The organism is Flavitalea antarctica, assembly GCF_054461535.1.
This window is the reverse complement of the sequence record NZ_JBTLQG010000002.1, coordinates 222,517-248,498: the sequence shown is the minus strand read 5'-3', so window position 1 is coordinate 248,498 and position 25,982 is coordinate 222,517. Positions and strand designations below refer to the sequence as shown.

Annotated in this window: 23 protein-coding genes; 10 read left to right on the top strand and 13 right to left on the bottom strand. The window is 44.0% G+C overall.

Features of this window, described 5'->3' with window-relative positions; all coding sequences use genetic code 11:
- Nucleotides 1-85 precede the first annotated feature (85 nt).
- The 3 genes from ACX0G7_RS03400 to asnB all read left to right on the top strand — a co-directional run bounded on the left by ACX0G7_RS03400 (nucleotide 86) and on the right by asnB (nucleotide 3,223).
- Nucleotides 86-649, top strand: coding sequence for a DUF2911 domain-containing protein (locus ACX0G7_RS03400; RefSeq protein ID WP_458922015.1), 564 nt, complete (start codon nucleotides 86-88; stop codon nucleotides 647-649).
- Between the two features lie 4 nt (nucleotides 650-653).
- The gene (locus tag ACX0G7_RS03395; RefSeq protein ID WP_458922014.1) at nucleotides 654-1,310 is read left to right on the top strand and encodes a DUF2911 domain-containing protein; all 657 of its coding nucleotides are present in this window, start codon (nucleotides 654-656) and stop codon (nucleotides 1,308-1,310) included.
- 65 nt (nucleotides 1,311-1,375) lie between these two features.
- On the top strand, nucleotides 1,376-3,223 hold the full coding sequence (asnB, locus tag ACX0G7_RS03390) for an asparagine synthase (glutamine-hydrolyzing) (protein WP_458922013.1): 1,848 nt from the start codon (nucleotides 1,376-1,378) through the stop codon (nucleotides 3,221-3,223).
- Nucleotides 3,224-3,264: 41 nt separating this feature from the next.
- Here asnB and ACX0G7_RS03385 read toward each other — a convergent pair whose 3' ends face one another.
- Nucleotides 3,265-3,702, bottom strand: a complete 438-nt coding sequence (locus ACX0G7_RS03385) for a hypothetical protein (RefSeq protein WP_458922012.1) — start codon at nucleotides 3,700-3,702, stop codon at nucleotides 3,265-3,267.
- Between the two features lie 385 nt (nucleotides 3,703-4,087).
- Here ACX0G7_RS03385 and ACX0G7_RS03380 point away from each other — a divergent pair, with 385 nt between their 5' ends.
- The gene (locus tag ACX0G7_RS03380) at nucleotides 4,088-5,227 is read left to right on the top strand and encodes a cystathionine gamma-synthase (RefSeq protein ID WP_458922011.1); all 1,140 of its coding nucleotides are present in this window, start codon (nucleotides 4,088-4,090) and stop codon (nucleotides 5,225-5,227) included.
- Between the two features lie 49 nt (nucleotides 5,228-5,276).
- Entirely contained in the window at nucleotides 5,277-6,083 is an 807-nt protein-coding gene (locus tag ACX0G7_RS03375; RefSeq protein ID WP_458922010.1) for a TIGR02757 family protein, read from the top strand.
- Between the two features lie 9 nt (nucleotides 6,084-6,092).
- Here the strand turns inward: ACX0G7_RS03375 and ACX0G7_RS03370 are convergent, their stop codons facing one another.
- On the bottom strand, nucleotides 6,093-8,762 hold the full coding sequence (locus tag ACX0G7_RS03370) for an outer membrane beta-barrel protein (RefSeq protein WP_458922009.1): 2,670 nt from the start codon (nucleotides 8,760-8,762) through the stop codon (nucleotides 6,093-6,095).
- A gap of 130 nt (nucleotides 8,763-8,892) precedes the next feature.
- Here ACX0G7_RS03370 and ACX0G7_RS03365 point away from each other — a divergent pair, with 130 nt between their 5' ends.
- The gene (locus ACX0G7_RS03365) at nucleotides 8,893-9,219 is read left to right on the top strand and encodes a hypothetical protein (protein ID WP_458922008.1); all 327 of its coding nucleotides are present in this window, start codon (nucleotides 8,893-8,895) and stop codon (nucleotides 9,217-9,219) included.
- A gap of 136 nt (nucleotides 9,220-9,355) precedes the next feature.
- Complete coding sequence (locus tag ACX0G7_RS03360; RefSeq protein ID WP_458922007.1) at nucleotides 9,356-9,940, top strand: thioredoxin family protein; 585 nt, start codon at nucleotides 9,356-9,358, stop codon at nucleotides 9,938-9,940.
- Between the two features lie 206 nt (nucleotides 9,941-10,146).
- On the opposite strand, the gene ACX0G7_RS03355 is transcribed toward ACX0G7_RS03360, so the two are convergent.
- From ACX0G7_RS03355 to ACX0G7_RS03345, 3 genes are all read right to left on the bottom strand, one after another.
- On the bottom strand, nucleotides 10,147-11,055 hold the full coding sequence (locus ACX0G7_RS03355) for a polysaccharide deacetylase family protein (protein WP_458922006.1): 909 nt from the start codon (nucleotides 11,053-11,055) through the stop codon (nucleotides 10,147-10,149).
- A gap of 38 nt (nucleotides 11,056-11,093) precedes the next feature.
- Nucleotides 11,094-12,908 (bottom strand): glycoside hydrolase family 9 protein, encoded by a 1,815-nt coding sequence (locus ACX0G7_RS03350; RefSeq protein ID WP_458922005.1) that lies wholly within the window; start codon nucleotides 12,906-12,908, stop codon nucleotides 11,094-11,096.
- A 314-nt stretch (nucleotides 12,909-13,222) separates the two neighbouring features.
- Nucleotides 13,223-14,485, bottom strand: a complete 1,263-nt coding sequence (locus tag ACX0G7_RS03345; RefSeq protein WP_458922004.1) for a serine hydrolase — start codon at nucleotides 14,483-14,485, stop codon at nucleotides 13,223-13,225.
- A gap of 128 nt (nucleotides 14,486-14,613) precedes the next feature.
- On the opposite strand from ACX0G7_RS03345, the gene ACX0G7_RS03340 reads away from it, so the two are divergent.
- Both ACX0G7_RS03340 and ACX0G7_RS03335 read left to right on the top strand, forming a co-directional pair.
- Entirely contained in the window at nucleotides 14,614-15,552 is a 939-nt protein-coding gene (locus ACX0G7_RS03340) for a flavin reductase family protein (protein WP_458922003.1), read from the top strand.
- A 189-nt stretch (nucleotides 15,553-15,741) separates the two neighbouring features.
- The gene (locus ACX0G7_RS03335; RefSeq protein ID WP_458922002.1) at nucleotides 15,742-16,179 is read left to right on the top strand and encodes a hypothetical protein; all 438 of its coding nucleotides are present in this window, start codon (nucleotides 15,742-15,744) and stop codon (nucleotides 16,177-16,179) included.
- Between the two features lie 12 nt (nucleotides 16,180-16,191).
- Here the strand turns inward: ACX0G7_RS03335 and ACX0G7_RS03330 are convergent, their stop codons facing one another.
- Entirely contained in the window at nucleotides 16,192-16,908 is a 717-nt protein-coding gene (locus ACX0G7_RS03330; protein ID WP_458922001.1) for a DUF4197 domain-containing protein, read from the bottom strand.
- Nucleotides 16,909-17,212: 304 nt separating this feature from the next.
- Between ACX0G7_RS03330 and lysS the strand changes: the two genes are divergently transcribed.
- Nucleotides 17,213-18,727 carry a lysine--tRNA ligase gene (gene lysS / locus ACX0G7_RS03325; protein ID WP_458922000.1) on the top strand — a complete coding sequence of 505 codons (1,515 nt, stop codon included), beginning with the start codon at nucleotides 17,213-17,215 and terminating at the stop codon, nucleotides 18,725-18,727.
- Between the two features lie 110 nt (nucleotides 18,728-18,837).
- Here lysS and ACX0G7_RS03320 read toward each other — a convergent pair whose 3' ends face one another.
- From ACX0G7_RS03320 to ACX0G7_RS03290, 7 genes are all read right to left on the bottom strand, one after another.
- Nucleotides 18,838-19,659, bottom strand: coding sequence for an SDR family oxidoreductase (locus ACX0G7_RS03320; protein WP_458921999.1), 822 nt, complete (start codon nucleotides 19,657-19,659; stop codon nucleotides 18,838-18,840).
- A 516-nt stretch (nucleotides 19,660-20,175) separates the two neighbouring features.
- Nucleotides 20,176-20,988, bottom strand: a complete 813-nt coding sequence (locus tag ACX0G7_RS03315) for a S1/P1 nuclease (protein ID WP_458921998.1) — start codon at nucleotides 20,986-20,988, stop codon at nucleotides 20,176-20,178.
- Nucleotides 20,989-21,383: 395 nt separating this feature from the next.
- A complete protein-coding gene (locus ACX0G7_RS03310) occupies nucleotides 21,384-22,370 on the bottom strand; it encodes a potassium channel beta subunit family protein (protein WP_458921997.1) in 987 nt (328 codons plus the stop codon).
- Nucleotides 22,371-22,398: 28 nt separating this feature from the next.
- Complete coding sequence (gene lptC, locus ACX0G7_RS03305; protein WP_458921996.1) at nucleotides 22,399-22,980, bottom strand: LPS export ABC transporter periplasmic protein LptC; 582 nt, start codon at nucleotides 22,978-22,980, stop codon at nucleotides 22,399-22,401.
- Between the two features lie 14 nt (nucleotides 22,981-22,994).
- Nucleotides 22,995-24,287, bottom strand: a complete 1,293-nt coding sequence (locus ACX0G7_RS03300) for a hypothetical protein (RefSeq protein ID WP_458921995.1) — start codon at nucleotides 24,285-24,287, stop codon at nucleotides 22,995-22,997.
- A 2-nt stretch (nucleotides 24,288-24,289) separates the two neighbouring features.
- Nucleotides 24,290-25,018, bottom strand: coding sequence for a type III pantothenate kinase (locus ACX0G7_RS03295; RefSeq protein WP_458921994.1), 729 nt, complete (start codon nucleotides 25,016-25,018; stop codon nucleotides 24,290-24,292).
- A gap of 266 nt (nucleotides 25,019-25,284) precedes the next feature.
- Nucleotides 25,285-25,935: an LON peptidase substrate-binding domain-containing protein gene (locus ACX0G7_RS03290; protein ID WP_458921993.1), complete on the bottom strand. Its 651-nt coding sequence runs from the start codon at nucleotides 25,933-25,935 to the stop codon at nucleotides 25,285-25,287.
- Nucleotides 25,936-25,982: the final 47 nt, after the last annotated feature.

The following is a 25,982-nucleotide window of genomic DNA, read 5'->3' as shown; positions in this document are numbered from 1 at the left end:
TTAAATTGTTATTAGCTCCCACACAGATTAAAACATTTATGTTTATTGCATAATAAATTAAATTCGTCGCTCAATCCAAACTTACATGAAGCAGCTCCTGTTTTTACTTGTCGTTTCCGTATTGAGTAACTGTGCATTTGCACAGTCTAAACTTACCCCCATCGATAAATCACCGATGGACATGGCCTACTACCCGGTCAATTTTCCCATTCTGAAAATTCAGAACAAAACAACAGAACAAATATTCGCCAGGATCATGTACAGCCGGCCACAAAAGAACGGACGTAAGGTAATGGGTGAACTGGTAGAATACGGTAAGGTTTGGAGAATGGGCGCGAACGAAGCCACAGAGATAGAATTATTCAAAGATGCCAATGTAGGAAAAAACAAGATCAAAAAAGGGAAGTACACTATCTATGCAATTCCTGAAAACGACAAGTGGACCGTTATATTTAATAAAGAGACAGACACCTGGGGCGCGTTCCAGTATGATCAGAAAAAAGATCTTTTTCGTTATGATGTAAAGCCGGAAAAAAATGCAGAAATGGCTGAGGCGTTCACGATCATGTGGGAGAAGAGTAATGATGGTGGCGCCAACCTGATCTTCGCCTGGGATGATTTTAAGTGTACCGTTCCATTTTTATTCTAACCAGATGACCCGAAAAACCCTGTACTCAAATTGTATAATCCTTGGCTTTTGTTGCCTTGCAAACGTTGCATGTAAACAGGCCGATACTCCTCCACCCGGTAATAAAATTACTGTTACTCCCCCGCCCTCAAAGTTGCAACAGGACGCAGATGCAGTTTCTCTTGATAAATCGCCTATGGATATGAGTTATTATCCGGTCGATTTTACCAAACAGAAGATGATTAAAGCAGTTGAGGAACCTCTTATTGCAAGGGTGATCTACAGTCGTCCAAAAAAAGACAATCGCATGATCTTCGGCGACGTGGTAAGGTATGGCAGCCCGTGGAGACTTGGTGCAAATGAAGCCAGCGAAATAGAGTTTTTTACCGACGTCAGGATCAATAATCAACCGGTAAAACAGGGAAGATATATTCTCTATTCTATACCCTTTCCCGACAAATGGCGCATTGTACTAAATAATGATCTCTACACCTGGGGTTTGAAGTTCGACTCCAGTAAAGATGTCCACCAGTTCACAATTCCTATCCAGAAAACAAATATTCCATTCGAAAGATTTACGATGGAGTTCGAAAAAGATCCGCAAGGCGATAAAAGTGCAAAAAAGATATTGCTTCACATCGCGTGGGACAGCCTTTATGCTTCCCTACCAATCACATACTGACAAGCTTTGTTTTGCACTCTACAACTTATCTCCTAAATTGACCGGTCATACTACTCCGGGTAATTATGTGCGGTATCGCGGGAATCATTTCTAATAACAGGTCACTGGTGACGAGGGAGAACCTTCAGCAAATGACGGATGCCATCGCTCATCGTGGACCCGACGGCGAACAACAATGGATCAGTGCCAATGGCATAACCGGGTTTGGGCACCGCCGTCTTGCGATCCTTGACCTGTCCTCAGCTGCTGTACAGCCTATGCATTACCAGGAGCGTTTTACCATAGTGCATAACGGCGAAATCTACAATTATCTCGAACTGAGAAAAATTCTTGAGAAAAACGGATACCAATTTCAATCAAACTCCGACACCGAGGTTATACTCGCGGCTTATTCCTGGTATGGATCGGAGTGTTGCACGCACTTCGATGGAATGTTTGCTTTTGCAATCTGGGACGAACAGGAGCAAATCCTTTTTGCAGCACGTGACCGGTTTGGCGAGAAACCCTTTTATTACCAGCTTGATGACCAGGGTCTGATCTTCGCTTCCGAAACAAAAGCTATCCGCGCTATTACCAGGCACTCAGAAATAGATCCCATTCAACTGGTAAGTTTCTTAACACTGGGGCACAGCCGAAAACGCGCAGGTGACGGACAAAGCATCTACCAGGGGATATCCGAACTTCCGCCCGCTTGTTCGCTAACGTTCAAGCCGGCGGGGGATAAGCTTGCCATTGAACAATACTGGAAGCTTGACAGCCATCCCTCAAACACCCTTCCTGCCCGGGAGGTGCTGGAGAAGTTTCAATATCTGTTGAAGCAGTCGCTGGAAATGAGATTGAGATCTGATGTAACCGTTGGTTCGTCATTAAGCGGGGGCCTTGACAGCTCTTCGATTGTGGCTGGACTTTCCGGTATCCTTAAACAACCGCTGAAAACTTATTCTGCCGTGTTTCCGGGTTTTCGTTCAGACGAATCAAGGTACATCAGCCTTATAAATGAAACCTTTGGATGTGAATCTTACCTGGTGAGCCCGGGCGCGGACGGGCTGGTTTCTGACATTAAAAATCTTGTCTGGCACCAGGAAAATTTTATTTCGTCTGCCAGTGCATATGCACAGTATGCAGTCTTCAAACGCGCAAAGGAAACCGGTACCGTTGTGATGCTCGACGGCCAGGGCGCTGATGAGGTCCTCGGTGGTTATTATAAATATATTCATTGGGGACTACAGGAACTCTATCGCGGCCCACGCAGGACTTTCAGGAAAGCCCTGGCGAAGTTTAGTAATAATGACATGCCATTTGAATGGTCCTGGAAAAATAAGATTGCGGCTTACCAACCGTCCCTGGCAGCTTTAGCACTGAATCGCCGGGAATTTAAAAGGATAAGAAAAGCCTCGTTTTTAAACAAGGATTACCTTGCCGCCTACAGCCCCGAAGATAATCTGCCCCCGAAGCCAACAATAAGGACGCTCAATGATATTCTTTATTATGAAACGATTGAGTCCGGATTAAATGAACTCTTGCATTACGCAGACCGTAACAGCATGGCACATGGCCGCGAGGTCCGGCTGCCCTTTCTGAGCCACGAATTAGTTTCTTTTCTCTTTACACTTCCCCTGGATTATAAATTAAGGGATGGATATACCAAATGGATCCTGAGAAAGACCATGTCTCCAAAGTTACCAGTTGAAATTGCGTGGAGAAAGGATAAGATAGGATTTGAACCTCCCCAAAAAATCTGGATGGAGGACAGCTCACTGCAGGAACAGATACAACATTCTAAGCATTTACTCGTGAAAGCAGGCATCCTTGATTCCGGGGTTCTCCATAAAAAAATTCAGCCGCTGGATTCCCATGCGGCTGATAATTTTGACTGGCGGTTCCTGGTTACCGGATTATTACTGGGCCAGTGAGCTGTTACGGATAACCATTAACAGCTATTTTCTGCTTGCCATTATGCTTTCTTATATTTTTCGACAACCTCGGCGTTACCTACTGCATCAATTTTCAAAGTGATCCATGTTTTAGCATCCTGAAGTTTAACATAATAAACGACCTCGTTGCTGAAAGTTACCTCGGTAACACCGAACATTTCTTTTTTGCTATAGTTCTTTTTGATCCTGTTGTAGATGTTCAGCGGAAGTAGCTGTGGTGCATAGTAACGGAGTGAGCTGAGCATAGTACCACTATGGTCGTAATTCACTTTTGATTGTATACCGGACTGGGTAAAGCTGACGGTATAGTAATTCTGAAACTCCTCCCATTTAACGTCCTCTGCGGCAGAGAAGGTTTCATTGAATGATTTCAGAACTTTTTCGTTGACTTTAGGGTCAAATGCATAAGCTGAAACAACCAGGAGGGTAGAGGCGAGAATGGCAAGTAACTTTTTCATAATCTGATGCTTTTATGGATTAATGATTTTGATTTCGTTTTCTGAGTCAAATGTATAATACCTACCTCCACCGGTTAAAAAATTGGTAGGGGTGGTTGATACATGATAAGATCTACGAACAGTTTCGCACATAAAAATGGCCCCATAACCCGTTGTGAACCTATGGCATGCAGCATGGATCAGTGTTTCAGAAATGTTACAGTGAAATCAATGTTTTCCGGTTAACTTTCTGTTAAGATGGAATTGCGGAAACGCACTTGATAACTTTAAGATCCGCTTCATTAAAATCGTCATCTTTGCTGCTCTTTTTTCCTCTGGACCAATGGGTTAAAGCCCGGCTGCGGAGGCCTGACAGTTTAAAAACAGTAATAAAAATGCATAGAATATGAAATTATCAACCAAGTTTATTCACGCCGGTACTGAACCTGATCCGTCGACGGGAGCGATCATGACGCCTATTTACCAGACATCAACCTATGTTCAGGAGGCGCCGGGTAAAAACAAAGGATTTGAATATGCGCGTTCTCAGAATCCTACGAGAAAAGCCTTGGAAGAAGCGCTCGCCGTCATTGAAAACGGCAAATTTGGCCTGGCCTTCAGCAGTGGTGTTGCCGCCACTGATGCGGTAATAAAGCTATTAAACCCCGGGGATGAGGTAATTGCCGGTAGTGATATGTATGGGGGAACCTATCGCTTGTTTACAAAGATCTTCGAGAAGTATGGCATTAAGTTTCACTACGTAAATATGCAGGAGGCGGACAATATCAGCCAGTACATCAATGAAAAAACCCGGCTGATCTGGCTGGAGACACCAACAAATCCATTGATAAATGTTACGGATATAGCAGCTGTAGCGAAAATCGCTGCTGGTAAGAACATAATGGTGTGCGTTGATAATACTTTTGCATCGCCGTATCTCCAGAATCCACTTGACCTTGGTGCGCACATCGTACTTCATTCTTCTACCAAATACCTCGGTGGTCATAGTGATGTAATACAGGGCGCATTAATTATGAATGATGCTTCACTGCGCGAGCAACTGTATTTTATTCAAAAAAGCTGTGGGGCGGTGCCCGGTCCGATGGATTGTTTTCTCGTTTTACGCGGCATAAAAACACTTCATGTTCGTATGCAGAGACATTGCGAGAATGGTGAAAAGATCGCCAGATGGCTGAGAACGAACCCAAAAGTCGGCAAGGTTTACTGGTGCGGATTCGAAGATCATCCCGGTTATGAAATAGCGAAAAAACAAATGAGAGGTTTTGGTGGTATGATGAGCTTCACTTTGAAGGAAGATAGTACTGAAGCAACGATGAAATTATTATCTGCGACAAAACTTTTTGCTTTGGCTGAGAGCCTGGGTGGGGTTGAATCATTGATAAATCACCCTGCCAGCATGACCCACGCTTCAATACCGAGGGAAGAACGTATCAAAAACGGGCTTAGTGATTCGTTGATAAGACTTAGCGTCGGAATTGAAGATGCCGATGATCTTATCGATGATCTCAATGCTGCGATCGGCTAGCGATGATCGTTAGGACCCGAAATTGACAACCAGAAGAAGATAAAATGAGATGGAAGCATTGAGGACAGATGACCATGGCCTAGCAACAAATTCCAGGCTTAAGGAATTCCTGGATCTCAAGGTGGAAGAATATAACCGGCCAGGATTCATAAAGGAAGATCCGATTTCTGTTCCACATCAATTCACCAAAAAGCAGGACATTGAAATCGCAGGCTTTTTTGCTGCCATCTTTGCCTGGGGTAACCGGGTTACCATCATTCAAAAAACGACAGAGCTCATGGCGCGGATGAATAGTTCGCCCCATGAGTTTTGCCTTGCTGAAGATCCTGAACGGTTAAAGGCACTGGTAGGATTCAAGCACCGCACCTTCACTGACACTGATCTTTTATATTTTGTAGAGTTCCTCGGCCGGCACTATCGAAGCGATGCCAGCCTTGAAACTGCATTTTCCAGGTGGATGCATCCCGGATCGACAGATGTAACGGAAGCTCTCAATGGCTTTTACAGGTATTTCTTTTCGTTGGAAGATGTCCCCTACCGCACCCGTAAACACATTGCAAGCCCTGAAAAGAAATCCGGCTGTAAACGCCTGAATATGTTTCTGCGGTGGATGGTAAGAAACGACAGGAAAGGTGTGGACTTTGGATTATGGAAAAATATAAAACCCGCTCAACTCATTTGTCCCATCGACTTACACGTCGCCAGGGTTGCCAAACGATTTAATATGTTGGTACGTCCTAATGCAGATTGGCAGGCGGCACTGGAACTAACTGAATACCTGAGAAGATTCGATAGAAAGGATCCGGTAAAATATGATTTCGCGCTGTTCACGCTTGGCGCAGTTGAAAGGTTTTGACTTCACCACCTACCTTCCAAACTTTTTCAGGTTGTAAGTGAAACTGACGAGGAAATATTGTTGGAGGACATCACTTTCAACATCCTCTATATAGGTTTGAGAGATGTTCCGGTAAACATTCGTGTTTTGTTTCAGAATATCATAGATCACAAAGCGGATTGTGCCCTGCTCTTTTTTAAATAGTTTCCAATTGGCAGCGGCGCTCCAGTTTGTAACCCGTTTACGAAAACCAGGAGCTATCCGGCTATTGTAACTACTGTTGATATCTGTTTCAACTATAAATCGCTTCGTCAGATTGATATTAATATCAAGTGAAAGAGTCTGGTTGATACTGGATGATGATTGCCCTGTCTGTTCAATTGAATATTTTGTATCATTAAACCGGATTGAATAGCGTGGATTGATATCAAACTTATCCTTCAGTTCGAAATTTATTCCAAGATTCTGTGAAAGCCCGAACGAGTTCGCAATGTTTTTCGTTTTATTGCTGAAGACGGTGTTTCTGCCGAGGTTGACTGATGAGCCGGAGTTGATCCTGAGTGCCCAGCGCTTCTTCTTCCAGTTCTTTCCATAGTTGATATATAGCGAGCCGTTATAGTTGCCATTTGTATTGATAGGTCTTGAGATCTGTCGCCCCACCGTATCATAATAAACTTCCTGCACAATCTGGTTGCTCGTGATATTGTAGTTTGCCCCTCCGTAAAAAAATACCTGTCTCTCAATTTTCTGAGCGTTCATGTTCAGGTTAAAGCTATGTGTGAACGAAGGTTGAAGCCCCGGGTTTCCGATTCTTATATAGAGTGGATTCCTGTTGTCGGCAACCGGTTGCAGCTGTTGCACGGTTGGCTGCTGATTCCTGCCATTGTAATTTATACTGATATGATCGGTAGTGTTAATCTGGTAGGCCACGTTTGCGGTAGGAAACAAGTTTACATAATGCTGGCGCAGCAGACTGTCTTTTGTGATTGAATAATTGTCCTGGCGAAGAAAACTGATGCTGTTGCCAATAGCCGCACGAATTTTTTTATTATTATAATTCAATGTTAGCCCCGGGTTAATCGATTCATTCTGATTCCGGAACGAATTGCTAAGGAGCGTATCGGGAAGATCATATTTACCGGTAAGTTTATTGAGGCTAAAGGTGCGCCTGTCTGAAAGATTGCCTGAAGCGGAATACATGGTCCGCACAACGAGGTTAAGGCTTTTTGAAAATGGTTCAGACCATGAGAAACCCAGGTTCAGCGAAGATCCGCTGTTGTCATCGTCACTGCGTTGATTCAGACTATCCGCTTCGACGGACCCCCCGTTGTTGAAAGTGTTTATGCCAATATTATCACTTAAGCCGGTATTAGCATTCCCATTGTAGCCCAGTGTTAAAGTAACGCCTCGTCCTTCCTTGTTCAACCGGCGACTGATAAATATATTTCCATTGAGGCCTTTACCATTATTGTCATTGCGATAATCGGTGTTGCTCGAATTGATGAGCCTCCCATCGAGAGTCTGTGAATAGGCATTATTGTCGCTGTGCGAGCGGCTGTCGCGACTGTTGAAGCCAAGCTGGAAATTGATATCGGTAACACTATCGATACCGGCGTCGCCATTTAAAGAAAAATTATGTCCATTGTTATCATTGACATTCAGGTTATCCGCGTTATACAAAAAACTGGTATCAGGCAAAATATTCTGCCGTTTCCTTCTAGTATGGTTTAGGGTTGAGCTTTCGTTATAAAAGTAACTTCCGTTGAGCCTGAATTTTTTCCCCGGTTCGGTGCTGAAATTTAATCCGGCAGAACCTGATTCCGTAATACCAGGACCGCCACCACTATTTCCCCTGTTATTGTTTCTTCCGCCGGAATTAACCCGGTTTGTATTGTTGACATTGCCAATAAAACTCAACTGGTTTTTGCCTTTAAAATAATTGACACTGGCAGCTGCTTCATATCGTTGCTTCGATCCATAACCGGCTGAGGCACGACCAAACCAACCACTTTTCTTATCTTTTTTAAGCGTTATATTGATTGCTTTGTCTTCGGTTCCATCGGTAGTTTTGTTAAAGATCGCTTCCTTCGATTTATTATCGGTCACCTGGATCTTGTCAACGATATCCTTTGGAAGATTCCTTGTGGCCATCAGCGGATCGTTGCCAAAAAATTCTTTACCATCAACTGTGATCTTAGACACAGCTTTTCCATTGATGGTGATGTTGCCGTCTTTATCTACTTCCACGCCAGGCAGCTGCTTTAACAGATCTTCTACAACCGCATTCGTCTTAGTATTGAATGAGCCGGCATTAAATTCGATAGTATCTTTCTTGAAGATAACCGGTGGCTTTTCGGCCGTAACAATTACCTCTTCCAATTCAGTATAAGATTTCGCAAGCTTCAGGGTGTCAAATGTCAATTCGCGTTGAACCGAATCCAACCGGAATAACCTTGCTACAGTGCGGTAGCCATTGTAACTAATGATTGCTTTATACAGGATTTGCAATGGAATATTCCGGATCTGGAAATTACCTGCCCGGTCAGAAAGACTATAATTGAGCAGTGTCGAGTCTTTCACCTCGAATACCGATATTGTAGCTGACTCAAGGGCAGTTCCTGATGACGAGTCTGTGATAACTCCCCTTATTGTTCCTGATGGGCGTTTTTGTGCAGAGGCCGAAACGACTGCAAAAAACAAGCATAAAATTATCAGGGGGAAACAACGCATTAATCTGGAGTAGGTAAGGTTTGAGAAGATGTAAATTAAAGAGTAAAACTGTAAAATTGTAATTTGATACAATTTCCTAATGTTCATTCAATTACTGGTAATGGAGGAAGAAAAACACTATTCAAAAGAGTTAATCGCAGATGTTGTACGATCGTTGTCTTTGGCACCTACAAGAGAGATCTGGTCATACGGTGATTTTTGCAATGAGATCAATTACCTGATCAGCTCGGATTTCCATTCGCTGGTTAGTCTATTGTACCGGATGGACGTTTCAGAAACGCGGATCAACGAGGCTTTGGCAGGCAACCCAGGCACCGATGCTGCAAAGATTATCGCAGGCCTGATGCTGGAAAGGCAGCTGGAAAAGATGGAAACACGCAAACAATTTAAGCGGAACCAGGATATTTCTGATGAAGAAAAATGGTAGATTTTTCGGAGTTAACTTCGGGATGATTGATGACAAAATCTTTTGGTAATGCTTTACAGCATATGAATCGGCCATGACCTAAAAATCACCAAAACAGCACGAGCAGCTCATACTCATGAATACATCAACCTCAACAATGAATTCTTCAATTTACAGCAAGCACAACACACGTTTTCGCAAACGATCCCTGATAATGTTTGTCACACTAAGTTGTCTTGTTTTGTTCACTTTTGGACAGTCACCTGAAAGTGCAGATAAAGTAATTGCCAATGCGAAAGCGATAGCGGTCAGGCAAAACAAAAACATCTTTGTGATCTTTCATGCATCATGGTGCGGATGGTGTCATCAGATGGACACTGCAATGAACGACCCGCAGATAAAACAATACTTTGATGATAACTATGTGATCAGGCACCTTGTTGTGTTGGAATCGAAAAACAAGAAACATCTTGAGAACCCGGGTGCCCTGGAACTCATGAAACGATATAGCGACGAAACTTCAGGTATTCCGTTCTGGTTAATATTAGACAAAGACGGGCAGCAACTTTTTGATTCGCGGGAAAAACTCAGCAACGGTGAAACAGGGGACAACGTCGGCTGTCCAGCGAGTGAAAAGGAAGTTAACCACTTTATAAACGTTTTAAAAGCGAGCTCAAAAATCAATGAAGATGGATTACTCGCGATCAGGAAACGTTTCAGAAAAATCGAGACCCGGATCTGACAGCACTTGTGTGTTGCTTATATTATAGCTAAGTATAGTAAGAACCGCTATCTCTCGATGGCTAATACCGTAAGCATTGAATCCGAGATCGCAAATTGCCGTCAGGATTGTCATATTGCAACTGCTCAGGGCGGTCAGTGTCGTTATCGTGTGACAGCCAAGTACGCCTGGTAGCATTATTTTCAACTACTGTAGATGGCGGAAATTTAACGTTTAGGAAGATGGGTACCGGCAAGCAATTCATCGATTTTCACAGGTGTGTAACCTTTGGCTTTCAGGAACTGCAGGACTTTGTCGAGATAATGATAAAATTTATCTTTCCTGGCCGGATCGGTCCCTATATGGATAAGCATTATAAAACCATTTAGACCAATGGATGACGCGGCCTCGTAATCAACAACAGAACGAAAAATTTCATCACTGGTCCTGTATCCGTTCATCAATGGAGTTGTATAATCGGCCGTAGTTCTTGTTCCCGGGCTATAATTTATGAGTTGAAGTGAATCTTTTTTTGTCCATAAAGAGATGGTATCATTATACCATTCGAATGGCGGCAAGAAAAACTTTGCCGCATTTTTAACGATTCCAAATGTTTCCATTTTTTTATAGTTCTCGCTCAGATCATCATGAAATAATTCTTCAGTAACCAGCAGACTATCGCGTCTTGTCCAATCGCAATACAAGAGGTGTTTGTCAGAATGCGCGCCGAGGTAATGATCTCCGGCTTTTAACTCCATGATCATTTTCCGGAATGCCGGGTTCGCATAAAAATTTCCGGTCAGAAAAAATGAAGCTTTTACATGATGGGCCACTAAGGTGCTGATGATATGTTCACCGCCATCTGCGAACTCATCACCGGTAAACACGATAGCCATTTTTTTGGAATTTGTATCACCGCGGACTATCGCTCCATGGCTTTGCACGAAGCCTCGGGGACTTTGGACGATCACTTTGCGATGTTGCGCCATGACGCCGTTGCTTTGCAAGATAGAACCGTGACTGTCCACAATCGCATCCCGGGTTTGCACATTCGCTCCCTGACTGTCCTCAATGGCATCCCGGGTTTGCACTATCTCTCCCTGACTTTGGACCTTCGGTCCAGCACTCTGTAACATCGGGTTCGGATTGCTGGCTGTTATTTGTTTGCCGGGAACTAACGTTTCATGATCAGTTCGGTAGGCTTTTTTTTTATCAGGTTTTTGTTCTCTGCTTCCCTTGCCGCAAGGAGGTAGATCAGCGAAGCGGTGCCATCCATGGTTGGCTCGTTAGTGCTGTAATCACCATAGTCATCATGATAGACCACCAGCTTACTCTGAAAATCTGCATATTCATCCCGCTCGTACAATTTGATGCCTATAAGATTGTTGTAAATGCTCCCGTAAACTGGTCCATCAACGAGGCCGCCGTCTATCGGGTAATTGCCAATTTTTGTGAAGGCTGAGTGAGGGTCAACGGGAGTATCACCGTGAGATGGCAATCCATAAACCATACTTGTACCCCAGGGATTACATCCGAATAACCAGTCAAAATTTGACTGCTCCAGTTCGGCATATGTCTCATCTCCCGTCAGTTCGCGATACCAGTAACACTGAATGGCGAATGAGGTTGTAAGATTATTGCTGCACCAGATAAACGGGACCCCGCGATAAAAGCCGTTTTGTTGTGCTTTGGCCCAAACGGCGGCTATGCCCTGTTTATAATAACCCAAAAGTTCTTTCTGTTTTTTCCCGGCAGAGAGTTTTGCCAGTTCATAGTGTCCGAGGTTAATAAACGGATACCACTGGTAGTGGCTGGCGGTATCTTTACCCAGCCATGGTGTTACTTTTTCCTTTTTAGCATAAGCTTCTGCTTCTGCAAGGTACCTGTTATCTTTTGTGACTGAATACATGGCTGTTGCTGCCAGCTCCATATCGTCTGTCCAGTTTGATTCAGCATATACATATGGAGACAAGACCGATGCCGTTTGAGCAAAACCTGGCTTTGACTTTCCATATGCATACGCAGATGCGCTTCGTTTCTTTAACAGTCCGGCATAGACCGAATCCTTTTGGCTGATCAACTGATAACCCAGCGCGAAAGCACTTGAATATTTTCCCGCTGTAGACGCGGCACCTGTAGAAAGGTTCATTTTTTTACCCTGCTGCTGCGGTTTCCCCGAGAGAAAATAAACTGGTCTCTCATATCCTCTTCCATAAAATGAATCAAGCTTTGGAATTCTCATACCACGATGGTCACGATCGTCGCCAAGCTGGTTAAACATAATGTTTTCTGAAGGATGCATTTTCAATAACCAGTCAATGCCCCATCTTGCTTCATCCAGTACATCTGAGGTGCCATTGCTGCCAGCCAGGCCATTCGACTGGTGTTTGTCTGTAAACACTGAAGGGAAGTCGCGGTAGGCCGCAAGCAGGTGGTAAGTTGCATTTGCCGAGGTGGTCACATATTGCAGGTAATCCGAAGCATCGTGCCAGCCACCGGTCACATCAATATGCGTGCTATCAGGCATTGGTCCGTACAGCGTATATCCATCAAACATATGGCAGGAATCTTTCAGGAAAGGATTGAAACCGCTTCTCTGCTGCCGCATATATCTGAGACAAAAATCAGCCGCTCCTTTGTATACATCCTGCGATATTGTGAACTCTGGTGATGACACGCCCCCGGCGACTATTACATATCTGCCCGGCAGATTGAACTCAGAAAAATTTAAGCGCCCGGTATTTGTAAATGGCCCGTAGGCCCCAAACTTTTTTACTTGTTTAGATTGATGAACTGTTTTGCCACTTAGTACGTCTACAATGGCAAATTCAGAAACGCCCGCCCCACCTTTCGAGCACCATATGGCCACCTTGGTTCCGGAAGGTTTGTACCCAAGCAGGTTGGTACGGATCCAGGATTCAGGTTCCATGGGCGCCCTGAATGCAAACAGGCTCAGGCAAATAACAAAAGCGACAAACATTCCTTTCATAACAAATGCAATATAGAACGTAATAGTAAAATAACTGGCAGGAACGATTGCTGCCAGGTTTCTATGATTATTATAAACGTCCGCCAATCAAAATTATAGCGGTCTCGTAGCAATAGTCAATTATCACGCACAAAATCAATCATCAGCCAGAGGGTGAACTATCACTAAAGGATGAATCATCACGCACAAAATCAATCATCAGACAAAGAGTGAACCATCAAAGGATGAATCATCACCAGAGGATAAATCATTACCAAAGGATGAATCATCACTAAAGCAGTTAATTTTTACCAGGTCAATCGCTTATCAATCGATCACTTATTGCTAAAGTCAAATTTCGAGAGTTTGGGTCGGTATTTTCTCTCTCTTTCAAGCTCATAATTATAAATAATGTTTCCTATCTCTTTGAAAAAGGGATAACCCGTTTGTTCGTATTCATATTTGTCATCATTTAAAATCCCGTCGCTGTTCACATAGATAACCCCACTAAGCATAAACTCAACTTTATTTTTGAAATCAACGATATAGGCAACGTCTGTCAGAAAACCATATGACCACCCGGTTTTATTAAAAACGCGGATGTGCGGCGGTATGGCGGTCTTGCCCGATTTAAACATAAAAAACTTTGTGTAACTATCGAAATATTCGCTGGTGTCGTAGGTTGGATCAGTAGACTCAGAAGGTAGCATGCTCATGTAACGATAGAGAAAATTGTAATCGTCCCTGGTCAGCTTAAAGCGTTTCTGCTGGGGCACTGATTCAGGGAACAACACGGACTGCAGCAGCTGCTGCAGGTCAGACAGAGGCGCATTATTGTGTGTTGTAAAGTTCATGGGAGAGTCGATAAGCTTTTCGTGCCTGTCAAAATAACCTTTACCGATTTTGATCTCCTTGCTGAAATCAAATGCCAGCCGGTTAAATGCTGGTGGCTGAGTATAAATGATCCTGCCATTTGTCATGAACCGGATCTGATTGGTATGACGATTCTCATCTTCATTCATCGCTACAAAACGTCGCGTTATTCGAAAATCGGGGTAACCCATCGTCCATAATGTTTCATTCAGGTATTGCTGACCATTAAATTCATACAGACGGTTATATGCATCATTATCGCTTACGAGAAAAATCTTTTTTATATAATGAGCCACACTGGGAAGACCAGACTTTGCACTTGTGTCTTTCATAACAGCAGTCTGTCGCGAATAGCTGCTATCGGTTAACATAGGCGTATATCTATCTATTCCCTTTGACGATAGCGAATTTATTTTCTGAAGTGCCAGGAAAGCGACTGGCATTTTTACCATCGAAGCAGGGTTGAAATATTCGTTTTTATCAACCCGGAAGTTGTAATTCGTAAAAGTTGGCCGGTTGCGTTTGTCCCGATCAATTCGGGTGTAGATCAGCTGGTACCGGAAAACTTCCGGTTTTGAAAGTATCGATTTTAAGGAGTCTGAAGCTTTCTGATAGATCAGGTTTTTAAGAAATGCAGTGTCTTGTGCCTTCCCTATGGACACTGAAAATAAAATCCAGCATGCAATGGAAACTACCTTATCTATCTGCCTTCTGAAAAAGTTCATGCATTCATTATTTTTATAGCGCCTCTGTTTTATTCCGGTTAACTTAGCGCAATTTAAACTTTCGGGTTGATGAAATGCCTGCACGGTAAGATCAACTACGAACTGGATTAACTAATTTTCCGCGTGCCATGGCACAGCGGCAGAGACCGGATAATGCTAAGGTTGAAAATCACAAAGTTTCTTCTATGACTATTGACATGACTGATCTTCCGCTTTCCAGGCTACAGCAATATCTTCAGCACGCTATTGCCCCGAGACCAATATGTTTTGCCAGCACCATTGATCTTAACGGTAACGTGAATCTCAGCCCCTACAGCTTTTTTAACCTGTTTTCAATAAATCCGCCTATCGTGATTTTTTCACCCCTAAGAAGAATCCGCAATAATCAAACGAAACATACGCTGGACAATGTGCGCGAGGTGCCGGAGGTGGTGATCAATATCGTTGATTATGATATGGTACAACAGATGAGTCTCGCGAGTTGTGAGTTTCCGAAAGGAACCAATGAGTTTATCAAAGCCGGGTTTACCAGCGAGCCGGCAACACTTGTTCGGCCACCTATGGTTAAAGAAAGCAGGGTTAAATTTGAGTGCAGGGTTAATGAGATCAGGGAGATGGGGACCGAAGGTGGAGCAGGCGTTATTATTTTATGCCAGGTTGTACGAATTCATATTGATGATCGTATTCTCGATGAAAACCAAATGATCGATCAGCAGAAATTAAACCTGGTAGCCCGCCTCGGTGGCGATTGGTATTGTAAGGTGGATCCCACCAATCTTTTCAAGGTTCCAAAGCCAAATACGCAGATCGGAATCGGCATAGATCAACTGCCTGAATCTGTCAGGAATAGCCGGATACTTACAGGTAATAATCTTGCACAGCTTGCTAACGTGAGTGAAATGCCACTGATTCAGCCATCATTTGAGGATGACACACTGAAAAATATCATCCAGTATTATAGCATCAATCCTGAAGAGATGGAAAGCGAGCTTCATTTGTATGCAAAACAATTGCTGGAGAAAGGCCAGTTGGAAGCGGCATGGCAGGTTCTGCTTTCTACGACCTGAATCGTTGCTGGTAAGCTTCCGGAACATTATACTAATTGCAAGCGGAGAAATTACCTAAATGACTGGTTAAATCCCTGCAAAGCCAGCACTATGTCTATTTATATTTTCGCTACTTTCTTTTTTGTTTCTTAAATATCTGAAGTGAAATTTTGTTAACTTACAACAAGCGGTCTTATTAAAAATAAACAGATGAAAGGCTTGTGTGTCTATATATTGCTGATCTGTTCTATAGGAGCTTCAGCCCAGCAAACTCCGCCTACTGAAACGCAGGCCGATTACCTCCGGAAGGGGCGTAAGCTGGAAACAACCGCCTGGATTTGTCTTGGTTCCGGCGTTGCAATGATAACGACCGGAACGATACTCGCAATTAATACGGAATGGGGAGACCTCGACTATGACGATGCCTATCACGGGCGCCAGGAGACTATGAAAGCCACGGGTTCAATTGTGTTGATCGGTGCGGGCGTTATTGCTTCGGTCGGAAGTATTCACCTTTTTATGATGTCAGCCAAAAACAAAAGCAAGGCTGCTTCGTTTTCTTTCACCAATCAACACTACCAATCGTTGTCGAAGGGCAAAATTTCGTCTACCTATGCCCCTGCGTTAACGTTCAGGCTCGCATTATAAAGCTGCGGCAAATCAAAAGCGCGATCCAAACACTTTCTTAAGAATAGCACTGGTGCGGGCAACAGGATTTTCCCTGATATTAATTTCTTCTTTTTCAATCTGATCAAACAATGCATCGGTTGCTTTAGCTGCGACATAAGATGGCAGATCGGGATTGAGTTTCGTAAACGTGGTCGGAATATTATTATAAATATTCACTATGTCACTATAGTATTTTGTTGCGCCGAGCTTATCGAGGGACTGTTTGACAGTTGGTGAAAAGGCAACCAGCAATTTATCCCGAGTTTTTGATCTGAAATAATTTGTTGCAGCGTTCCGTTCGCCTTTTATTATGTTGAACGCATCCGTAATAGACATTTCCCGGATCGCATCCACAAAAACGGGTTTTGCAAAACCTACCGCATCTTCCGCGGCCCTGTTGATCTGGAGGATGGCTTTGTCCACTTCTTTACCCAGTCCTATTTTCCTGAGTGTGGATTCAATTTTTTGGGCATCCGGTGGCAATAACACCTTATAAAAGTCATTTCCAAAAAAAGCATTTTCCTTATTAAGGCTTACCACTGCGGTTGTGATACCCTGTGAGAGTGCTTCACGAATACCCTGGCTCGCCTCAAGTTCTGTAACCGGTCCACCAGTCCCAATCGTACCGTTTGTAGGAAGGGTCGACAAAGTCTCACATCCCATCAAACAAAACAAAGCCGCAACGAACAAAACACCATTTATTTTCATAATCAACCTTTAATCCTTTCTACCTGCATAAACCGCACCCGACTACGCCAAGGCTTCGTCGGGCAAGGCCCGACACATTAAAGCTTCGTCGGGCGAAGCGATTTCCAAAGTACAACTTAGCCTGACAATTTTGGTTATTCAGTCGGGCTTCGCCCGACGAAGCCGGCGGAAGGCGGGCAAAGCCCTCCTTCCGCTTGGCGTAGATGGGCTTCGCCTGACGAAGCCATTGGCGAAGGAGGGCTTTGCCCGAGTTCGCCTTGGCGTAGTCAGGAAATGATCTATTTTTGCCACTCAAATTTTTTAAATGCATCTATCAGAACAGGAGATAATACGGAGAGAGAAACTGAAAACCTTGCAGGAAATGGGTATTGATCCCTTTCCCGCGCCCACATACCCGGTTAACGCTTACGCCAACGATATCAAACTCCGGTTTAAGGGAGACGAGAATAAAGAAGAATTTGCATCAGTTTGCCTGGCAGGCCGGATCATGGGCGTCCGTGACATGGGAAAAGCCTCTTTTGCAGTGCTCCAGGATAGTACCGGAAAAATCCAGCTTTATCTCAAGCGTGATGAGATCTGTCCCGGCGAAGACAAGACCTTGTATGACAAAATCTGGAAACACCTGGTTGACATCGGAGATATAATCGGCGTGAAGGGATATGTCTTTATCACCCGCACCGGGGAAACTTCCGTTCATGTTACTGAACTGCAGTTCCTGACCAAGTCACTCAAACCATTACCCGTTGTTAAGGAAAAAGAAGGTGAAACATTTGACCAGGTTACTGATCCTGAGTTCAAATACCGCCAGCGTTATGCGGACCTTATCATAAACCCTGATATCAAAGAAACATTCCTTAAAAGAACCAGGCTGATCAATTCGATGCGGGATTTCCTTAATGAACGCGGGGCGATCGAAGTGGATACACCGGTGTTGCAGGCGATTCCCGGTGGCGCCGCCGCAAGGCCTTTTACCACGCATCATAATGCGCTTGATGTGCCTTTCTACCTGCGTATCGCAAATGAGCTATATCTCAAGAGACTCATTGTTGGCGGGTTTGACTGGGTGTATGAGTTCAGCCGCAACTTCCGAAACGAAGGAATGGACCGCACACATAACCCTGAATTTACTGTGCTGGAATTTTATGTTGCTTACAAGGATTATATCTGGATGATGGATACTACAGAACAAATGCTTGAAAAAGCAGCGCTGGCTGTGAATGGCTCCACCATCGCCATGGTTGGCGACAAAGAGATCAATTTTGCCGCACCATATCGACGAATAACAATGTATGATGCGATAAAAGAACACACCGGTGCAGATATTTCCGGCATGAATGAGGACGAGCTGCGCGAAGTTTGCAGGCAGCAACATGTTCATGTAGACAACACGATGGGTAAAGGAAAAATGATCGATGAGTTATTCAGTGAAAAATGTGAAGATCACTTTATTCAACCAACCTTCATCATTGATTATCCCGTTGAGATGAGCCCGCTTACGAAAAAGCATCGTTCCAAACCAGGACTCGTTGAGCGTTTTGAATTGATATGTAATGGAAAAGAAATCGCCAACGCATACACCGAACTTAATGATCCTATTGACCAGCGGGAAAGGTTTGAAGAACAACTTAAACTGATGGAAAGGGGCGATGATGAAGCGATGTATATTGATCACGACTTTCTTCGTGCGCTGGAATATGGAATGCCTCCGACCTCAGGCATCGGCTTCGGGATCGACCGGATCGTAATGATGATGACCAACCAACCATCGATCCAGGATGTCCTTTTATTTCCACAGATGCGACCAGAACAACTGGATTAATTCCTGAACAATTGGATTGATTCCTGAACAACAGGATTAGTTGCTGATATAACTGGATTGATTCAGAACAACTGGATCAATTCCAGAACAACCGGATTTATTATCAGAGATCAAAGAAACAGATCACGCATTAATTTCTGTTCAGGGTTGACTGCATATTTTTCAAAATCACTTATGCCTTCCTGCCTGAGTACGTCTTCATCAACAAAGAAATTACCCGTGCATTCAAACGATGGCCTTTTGAGTATATAATATGCAGCGTCTGCCACTATTTCCGGGTGGCGGCTTCGCTGCATTAAAAACTCTCCACCCAGCAGGTTTTGTACAGCCGCGGTGGCAATGGTGGTCTGAGGCCATAATGCATTGGCAGCAATGCGTGACGGGCGTAATTCTTCACTGAAGCCCAGCACCATCATACTCATACTATACTTACTTATTGTATAAGCAACGTGTTTTCCGAACCATACGGGGTCCATGTTCAGTGGCGGTGATAAATTCAGGATGTGTGGGTTCAAAGCTTTCCGTAGATGAGGAATGCAGGCTTTACTCATCAGGAAAGTGCCACGAACATTTATGCTTTGAATGAGATCAAATCGTTTTGCTTCAGTCTTTTCTGTTTCCGTTAGACTGATTGCGCTCGCATTGTTTACAAGTATATCAATCCCTCCGAACCTCCCGACCGTTTTACTGACAACATCGGCTATACTTTCTTCAAACCTTACATCTCCCTGCAATGGCAGGCATTTTCCTTCCCCGGCTGCTTCAATTTCTTCAGCCGCTGTGAATATTGTTCCTTCCAATTTAGGATGAGCTTCGGCTGTTTTACCGACGATGGCAATGTTGGCCCCGGCCTTTGCCAGCCGGATTGCGATCGCTTTTCCTATTCCGCGGCTACCGCCAGAGATCAAAACTGTCTTATTTGCAAATTCCATATATCAGCAATTTATGTATATGAGCAAGAATCTTCCCGATAATGTACGACAAATTATTGATGAATGTTGTGAGGTGCAGGCTTTTATATGTTACCTATATTGGTACTGAACACTATCGGTAAAATATAAGCGCTTTTTCACCGTGAACATTAACGTCTCTTATACGGAAGCCGGATTGGTATAACTACGAGCATTCCAGTAAATCATGAATTGTTAAAATCCAGCATTAGCGCTCTTGCAACCGGCGGACGAGAATATTATGTTTGTATTGTCAGATTGATTGATGCGCGAACAAACCAATATCCTGAGAAGCCAAATCAACATCCTAAGTAAAACCAGTCCAGTCCAAAGAAAAACCAACGTTCCGTTATCATTCTATCAGGCAACAATCCAAATGTCCCGTTTAGATCCAAACCCGTGAGAACTTAAAATTTGTACCTATTGATGACCAAACTATGTTGGTAAGGTTGTACAAAGTTCTTTAAACAGCCCTCTGATCCAGGGCTGTTTTTTTTGTTATGCAAACACCTGGTTTAATATGCCGGCAAGTCTTATCCCGCCTTTTAACAACTGGTTGTTTAGTATTTCAACATAATCATAGTTGTATCTATAGCCCAGTTTCTGGTTATCTTCTTTTATGCCTGAATATATTTTCTGTGTTTGCAGGTAAGTATCGAATATCCACTCAGCCAGTGGTTGTTCTTGCCATGCATCCTTTTGGGCCTTACTGGGATGGTTAAGCGCAGATGCATATTCGGTGTAACTCAGCTGTTGAAATTCTACCAGTTGTTCGTCCCAGACCCGGTGCAGGTTCGAAGGCTGGTTAAACCATTGTACCCTGACCCTGTTTCCGCCCAGGTCATCCTGACGTGCCACATGCATGGGTTGATGCAAGTCGCCAACAATATGTATCAGCAATCGCAGGTAAAGCAGCTTTTTTTTCGCGCCAAGTTTTTTGCCTTTGAGACTGTCAACAATCATATTAACCTTCGTATAGGCGTCAACGGCAGTATCCCTTTTTAACCTGTCGATGAACTGATCACGATTGAGTGAATCGTTGATGTTGATAAAATGCCAGTTATATAAATAGTCATACGCCGGATCGGATTTGTAAAAGTCTGCCCAGTTACTGGCCATTGCTATAGACTCCGTTCCCAGGATCCTTGCTATTTCTTTTTTTGCCTTTGTTGTCAGGTGATATGATGCAATCTCCCCTACCACCCTATGGCCGATTACACCCCAGGCGTAGCCCTGTAAGGGGAGGTATGACACCATCAAAACGATAAGAAATAATTTTAGTCTTGACACCCAGCTCCGGTTTATGTTCATATACTTCACTTTAATCAGTCTAATCCATTCATTTAATCCCCGATCCGGCAGTCCTATATGTTCTTCTGACTGCATTCTCAGTCCCTCAATTTCTGCCAAAAATCTTAATCCCAAATGCTCTGCCTGCGTTCGCCGGCCCTTAGGTTCGGCCTGAATTCTCGATCCTGCATGCTCTTCCGGCATTATCAGTCCCTTAAGTTCGGCCTGAATTCTCCATCCTGTATGCACTTCCTGCGTTCTCCGTCCCCTAAGTTCGGCCTGAATTCTCGATCCTTAATGCTCTTCCGGCATTATCACTCCCTTAAGTTCGGCCTGAATTCTCGATCCTGTATGCTCTGCCTGCATTCACAATCTCATATGTTTTCATTGCATCCTTTTGCTATTTAGTAACAGCACTAAGCCAGGTCCATCACCGGTTTATTCTGGAGGATATCTTCAATTTTTGACATCACTTCAGGGGTCAGTTTTTGCAAGGTCTCCAGCGACTTCAGATTGTCATGCAACTGTGAGGCTTTGGTTGCTCCGAGTATCGCTGTTGTTACTGTGGGATTATGTATTGTCCATGCTATTGCAAGTGAAGCAAGCGAAACTTCAAGGTCTTTTGCAACATCTGCAAGCTTCTTCACCTTTGCAATTTTATCTTCCTGCACCCAGCGTTTCTTAAGCCAGTCGAAACCCTCGATCGCTAACCTTGAATCTTCAGGTATTCCGTCATTGTATTTGCCGGTAAGGAATCCTGCAGCGAGCGGACTCCAGATCGTGGTGCCGAGCCCGACATTTTTGAAAACAGGTATATAATCCATTTCCATCTTATACCGCTCGAACATATTGTATTGAGGTTGCTCCACTACGGGCCCGATCAACTTATATTCCTGGGCCACGCGATGCGCTTCCATTATTTCGGCACCACTCCATTGGCTCGTACCCCAGTAAAGAATCTTGCCCTGCTGTATAAGGTTGTGCATCGTCCATACCACTTCCTGTATCGGCGTATCCACATCGGGGCGATGGCAGAAGTAAAGGTCAAGATAGTCTGTCTGTAAACGAGTCAGGGCTTCATGACAAGCCTCGACGACATGTTTACGACTGAGCCCTGTCTGGTTTGGCTTGCTGTTTTTTCGGGATCCGAAATAAACCTTTGATGACAAAACATAAGAAGTCCGGTCCCAGTTTTTCTTCGCCAGAACGCGACCCATCATGTTTTCGCTTTCACCGAAAGCATATCCTTCTGCATTGTCAAAAAAATTGATACCGTTATCATAGGCGATGCCCATTAATTCGTCCGCGCTGTTGTCTTCAATCTGCTTGTGAAAGGTGACCCAGCTGCCATAGGATAAAACGCTCAGCTGAAGCCCTGATCTGCCCAATCTTCTGTACTCCATACCAAAATTGTTTAAAGATGATCTTTAATTATTGTAATCCTTCCTCCGAAGCATTCACGCGCCCGCTGTTACCGTAGGTTTCTCTCCAACTCAGGTCCTGCGCGGCCCGAAGCCCATAGCGGTGATACAATACATTCCCATTGCGCTGATGATATTCAGCTGGTTTGTCTGTATAAAACTCTTCCTTGTTCTGATCCCACCACAGTTCCTGCGACTTCAACGTGTCACCTGTCTGCAGATTAATGACCATCACGCTATCTTTTAAAAAAATCTTTTTTTGCGACTCGAGATATTTCGCATACATCGCATCAAGTGTACTCTCGATCTTTATGGAATCATTATAAAAATCAACATGCAGAGTATTGGGAAACTCCATGAAAGATGAGTCGACCATATACCTCCGCATTAATGGAGATGTGAGCCGTGCTTTAACTTTACCGGCTTCACTCAGATAACTTTCAATTTCTTTTGCTTCTTCGACCCCGGTTTTTTTCTGGAGCAGGCTATCAACTTTTTTCAGATCGTTCTCACAACCGGAAATAAAAAAGCAGCCTGTAATCAGTGCTGCAAGTATTGTTAAACCCTTAAAAAACCGAGTGGAAAATCGCATATTCATCTCATCCGTTAATAGTATTTTCTCTTCACAAACCATATATCACTAAGATTCAAACCAAGGGCAAGCGCAAAAAAGTTTTCCCGGATTGTATTCGTCTTGTCTCCTCTTTTTCCATACTCCAGGGTGAGATTGATTACCGCAAATTGCTTGGTGTAAGCCGGTGGCCGCATGGGCAGTCCCATTCCGAAAGATACTGAATATGTAGGTCGTTCACCATCCACATTTACGTAGTCAGCACCAAGATTGAAGCCTGCGCGGTAAGCGACACGGTTCCAGTAACTTTTTGCATTGAGTGCATTTGGTATAATCTGTCCTCCTAAATGCATCTGCCAGCTGGTCTGTAGAAAATCCTTCTCCCCATAGAAACGGTAATCGATCCAGTTGGTTTGGGTAAAGTCGGCACCAATCGCCCATTTCGACTCGCGGTCCAACATCAGGCCAAAACCAAAACTTGAAGGGTAAAGGATCTCACCACCGATATTTTTCTGTTCAAATATACTGTCAACCCTTACCGGACCATTTTCCTGTGATATAACGGTTTCTCGTATAACATCCTGTGAAGCGTTCAGGTCTGATTGCAGGTTTCCGAATGCGCCGATGTGCAGCCTGGTGGTCTTCTGGAGCTTTATGGTATATTGCAATCCGGCATTTAACAGGGCGCCGCCATAGCTTGTTTTTGTAGAATGGGCAGATTGATAATAAAGGACTGAATCCGTGAGAAAAGTAAGCGCGTTACGAACGTTTTTTGAACCGAACAGGTATCCAACATTCACACCAACCCTAAGGTTTTTGATGCCGAAGCCCATACCGGCAAAAACCTGCTGAGATCCGCCATCGCCCTGGAATATACTCTGCGCGGAATCTTTCAGTCCGCCGCTGGTGAGAAACTCCCTGCGTTCAATCTCGTAACTCACCCGGGACATAGGTCGCAACCCGAAAGCCAATCCCCAGTCTCTCTTGCGGCTCAGCGGTATCCCGATGGTCACATAAGAAATATTCGGACTGGCGGAAGATAGTTTCCTCGGTGGATCAATCGTCTTAAGGGTACTGGTGTTGACTTCTACGCCTATGTCGAGAACTGTTGCTTTAAGCCTGGAATAAGAAGCCGGGTTAGAAAAATTGACAGATTGAAAATCCCCATAGGCAGCAGAAAAGCCACCCATACCCCGGTTGATAATATTTTGAAAAGGTACCGGGTTACCGAGACCATATCTTGAAAAAGGTGAGTTTTCAGTTTGAGCGTTGGCTAGTGAAACACATGAAAGGAACAGTAATGCTAACAGCCTGGTTTTCTTATACATTATCATACATTATTATACTCACAGATAGCATATAGACCTTTATAGATTAAATTGGGGTCTGCAAATATCTTCTTTTTTAGATGGCGGACAAAAAAGCTCGTATCACCCCCGGTTAAAACGACGTTAAAGTTGGTGTATTTTTCTTCATAACTCTCTATAATTCCGTCGATTTCCTTAGCCATACCTAATATCACTCCGCTTAAAATATTGGTGCGCGTGTCATAGCCGACAAGTGGAAAATTCCAGTCTTTTTCTATCAGCGGCAGTAAATCGGTGAAGGCATTCAGGGATTTGAACCGCATTTCAAGGCCCGGCGAAATACCACCGCCAAGAAACTGGTTGAATTTATTGACGAAATTATAGGTGACGGCTGAACCGAGACCAATTACGAGGTTATTCTGACCCGGGTAGAGATCAACGGCACCTACCACCAGCCCCAGGCGATCCGCCCCGATCGTTTCCGGCTTTCCGACGGGTGTGGTGACGGGTAATTTGGAATGATGATTCAGCTTATGGAACCGGGTTTCGGCTGTGAGAATGGTTTCGATCACCGGATTGTGGTTAATCACCGACGAAAGCAAAGACTTGTCCGGCTTCCACGCGTCAAGTATCATCCTGAGCGATCTCTCGCTATCGTCTTCCATCACAAGCAGTTCCTTCAACTGGCGGTCCTGGAATACCGCACATTTTTTACGGGTGTTGCCAAAATCAAAACAGCAGGTAATGGTCATGTTGGAAAAATGATGATTGGGGGCACAACTGCCCTATCCGGGTTTTGTGTTTTAAACCGCGAAAATAGCCTTAAAGCGCTTAATTAGGTCATTTCGCCCGATGAAATACGGAAAGCAGGGGCATCCGAAAGGGTGTCACCTGATATTCAGCGATCCTCGTGACGAGATATTTGGAGATCCTGGTGACTGAATGTCTGGAGTGCTCTGAAACTGAGTGTTCTGAGATTCGGGTAAACGAATGTCGGGAGATCCGGATAATTGAAGATTCAGAGATTAATATCTAGGTCCAGGGGAGATAAGTTTCTGAAATGCCCGTTAAGCTTAACTTTTTCTTTCAGGTGCTCCATTTCCATCAGCATTGGTAAAACCTTCTGGAGGTGTCGCTTTATATATTCCTGCCGCTGTATTTCCTGCAGCAGGCTGAGCAATTCATACTCTTCATCAAGTGACATTCCTGCATGATGACCCACATCATAGGAAGTCAGGTCTTCATCTGGTTTCTTGAAGTCTTTGGTGATATTAAGCAGGCGGTGCAACTCCTTGATGCCGGTAACAATCTTCTCCATAAGCTCCCTGTTCCCTGTGACCATTACATTCGGCGGATAATTGACGATCGCACCACTATAAAGTTTGTCGGGGACCAGTTTTATCATTTCGAGTATCCGGAAAATGGCCAGGCCTTCAGTTTTGATATCCATTTCGCCATTTTCATACACCTGTACTATTTCCGTAATCAGTACGAGGGTACCCAATTCCTGGAGGTGATTGTTGACGACAGCAGGAATGCCAAATGGCTTTTTAGCCTGGAAACATTCGTTTATGAGCTGCTTGTATCTGGGTTCGAAAATATGCAGTGGTAGTTTTTCTCCGGGATAAACAACCAGCGATAATGGAAATATTGGAATGAAATTCGTCATCTGTATCTGTTCAGAACAACCTTAACAAAAGTAAGAACCCTTAGGCA